The organism is Microvirga massiliensis, from assembly GCF_001006805.1.
Classification (GTDB): domain Bacteria; phylum Pseudomonadota; class Alphaproteobacteria; order Rhizobiales; family Beijerinckiaceae; genus Microvirga; species Microvirga massiliensis.
This window is the reverse complement of record NZ_LN811376.1, coordinates 47,183-49,916: the sequence shown is the minus strand read 5'-3', so window position 1 is coordinate 49,916 and position 2,734 is coordinate 47,183. Positions and strand designations below refer to the sequence as shown.

At 61.6% G+C, this 2,734-nt stretch carries 3 protein-coding genes; all 3 read right to left on the bottom strand.

Annotated elements, in window-relative coordinates:
* Nucleotides 1–1,022: 1,022 nt before the first annotated feature.
* Nucleotides 1,023–1,808 (bottom strand): 3-hydroxybutyrate dehydrogenase, encoded by a 786-nt coding sequence (locus BN1233_RS41405; protein WP_046869519.1) that lies wholly within the window; start codon nt 1,806–1,808, stop codon nt 1,023–1,025.
* 357 nt (nt 1,809–2,165) lie between these two features.
* Complete coding sequence (locus tag BN1233_RS41400) at nt 2,166–2,486, bottom strand: efflux RND transporter periplasmic adaptor subunit (RefSeq protein WP_046869518.1); 321 nt, start codon at nt 2,484–2,486, stop codon at nt 2,166–2,168.
* Nucleotides 2,487–2,495: 9 nt separating this feature from the next.
* On the bottom strand, nt 2,496–2,734 hold a 239-nt coding region (locus tag BN1233_RS41395; protein WP_046869517.1), incomplete at its 5' end, for an acetoacetate decarboxylase family protein.

Genomic DNA, 2,734 nt, shown 5'->3' with positions numbered 1-2,734 from the left:
CGTCACATCGCATCGAGGTCTGCTGCAAACAGCGGCAGGCGTGAACAGCGCTCTCCAGACAGTTCAACAGGATAGGTTGCGGCAACATTCTGGTCTCCGCCCAGGTGTGGGTTGCCCGCGGTGCGTACGATCGAAAGGCTGGCGCCTCGCCGGCAGTCGTATGGAACTTGCCAGAGCAATCCGCGTCGCGCTTTGAGATCGCGTCCATTTTCCTTTGAGACCGGCTTGATTTTGGCTCGATCGCCGTACGGGTACCAGCCAGTGGGCGATGGTCCCGGTCAAATATGGCGGATGACCGAAGATCGATGCCGCCAAAAACCAAAGTCAAACACCGTATGCTCGTGTCGGACATGGTATTTCTTATCGCTTCGAGAGCGCAGGTCGCTGCCACCTGTCGTTGCTTGTTCGCGCTGGTTCAGTGGGGAATCAGTGGGGACGGCACTGCTCAGAGCTGTTGCATCGGAACACATTTGGAAGGGAGCGAGGGCAGTCCGCTCCTGATCCCTATCGGAGCATGGCGGGCGTACCCTTGTGCCAATCTCGAAGGGAGAGCGCCCCGCAGTCATGCCCGCTCACCCCGTAATTGCAGAAACTCGGCCAACGTCAGTATCTTGCCAGGAGCGGACCTCACCACCGGGGCGATCCTACCTGTCCGCGGGCGCTCATGCCCCGCCCGAATTGGCCGGAACAACGTGCTCAGGATTGTGAAATGGTGTGGTCAGCCATTGTCTCGAGCGCTCACACAAATAAATGGTCCCAGCTCTCGCCACCGAGAGCCGCGCAGCAGTTGAAGAGTTTCTGGACGATGCGGTGTTCGGAAGCGCCAAGCCAAGCTCCCAAACTCCTCGAGCGCGAGACTCAGGCCGGCGTGGAGCAACTCGATCCTGAAAGCGGGGGCGAAGCCATCGAGCACATCCCAGTCAGGCGGTCTGCGCGCCCCAGCCTGAAGGGTGAGCGAGATCCCCCTTTCTCCTCCAGTCCTGCCACGCACCCGGCCGCGCTCAGCGTTCTTGCACGGCCTGTCATTGGGAGGTCCAGCCGCCATCCATGGAAAGGTTGGCGCCGGTGATCTGGCTCGCCGCATCCGAGCACAGGAACACGGCCAGGGCCGCCACTTGGTCGACGGTCACGAACTGCTTTGTCGGCTGCGCCTCGAGCAGCACGTCATTGATTACCTGTTCCCGGCTCAGGCCACGGGCCTTCATGGTGCCCGGGATCTGGCGCTCGACGAGCGGCGTCCAGACATATCCAGGGCTGATGCAGTTTACAGTGATTCCGCTGGTCGCAACTTCCAGGGCCACAGTCTTGGTCAAGCCAGCGATGCCATGCTTGGCCGCCACATAGGCCGACTTGAACGGCGAGGCCACGAGCGAGTGCGCGGATGCCGTGTTGATGATCCGCCCCCATCCTCGTGCCGTCATACCTGGCACCGCAGCCCGTGTGGTGTGGAAGGCTGCCGAGAGGTTGATGGCGATGATGGTGTCCCACTTCTCCGGCGGGAGTTCCTCGACGGCCGCCACGTATTGAACGCCAGCATTGTTGACGAGCACGTCCACCGACTCGAACGCCTGCTCGGCCTGGCGCACCATCGCGACGACCTCGTGGGGATTCGCCATGTTGGCCGGGGAGTAGAGGGCTTTGACGCAGTAGTCGCGCTCAATCGAGCGGCGCACCTCCTCGATCTCGTTTGACTCGCCCAAGCCGTTGATCATGACGTCGGCGCCCTCGTGCGCCAAGGCGCGAGCTATCGCCAACCCGATCCCGCTCGTGGAGCCAGTTATTAGGGCGGATTTGCCATGGAAGGTCATGACTACCTCTTTTTCTCTATTTTGCTGTCCTGGACGAACCCTCAGCACACAGGTTCGCGATCACCGAAGGTTTGGAAGCTTCCTTCCTGCGAAACTGCGTTCTAGCCGTTCGGGGGAAGGACAGGAGACATAGGAGCGCGGTTCCCGGCCAGCATTGGCGCGTGAGCACCCCCGCCCGCTGCGAGAATTCTGTTGCCGTTCTCCCTGATGCGGCACAGCGTAAGCGTATTCGGTGAGATATCGATGGGTCGAAGCGCCGATCTCGGCTGCGATGGCGCCCAGCAGGCATCCGCGGACGCAATTGCCGCAACGTATCCGTGGACGGCAGCGAGTGTCACTGTCATGCCTCCGACTCCTTCAAATCTGGCAAATCTGGACCGAGAGGGACGGGCAAAGACTCGACCCCTCGGTGTCAGTGATGCGGCCACTTCTCTGAAGAGCCAGCTCGCTCTCGACCTGTGCGCGGATCTCGCCCGTGAGTCGCACCGGCGGCGCATAGTCGGTCAGGGTCACAGTCTCGATCTGCACCATGGTCGGAAGGCTCCGCGGTCGGCTCGTCTGTTGCTGGCAGGCGGCCAGACCCAGGGCGATCACGAGCACCAGTCCTGCAGGGGTAAAATGGCGGGTGTCTGCAAGGGAGCAGAAGATCATCGATTGACTCGGCTCGTCACACGTCATTGGGAAACCTCATTCTGCAAGTTCATAGCGTCTCGCTTTCCGGTCAGACGGCTCGGATGGCGCCAGATAGTCATGCGCGACCTTGCCGAGCCCGAGTGTCAGGTCGGCTACGATGTGCATTGCTGAGACAACCTCCAGGACCGGCAGCTCGGCCACGGGCGCCAGCGCGTGCGACCACAGGCCCAAGGACGCCGGGCCGATCCAGGCTCCTTTCAAATCAACGTCCTCCAGGTAATACTCGACGAGTT

What these genes read in the sequence shown, in the direction of transcription:
- BN1233_RS41400 (WP_046869518.1), bottom strand. Translation starts at nt 2,486, where the DNA reads ATGACGTGTGACGAGCCGAGTCAATCGATGATCTTCTGCTCCCTTGCA.
- BN1233_RS41405 (WP_046869519.1), bottom strand. Translation starts at nt 1,808, where the DNA reads ATGACCTTCCATGGCAAATCCGCCCTAATAACTGGCTCCACGAGCGGG.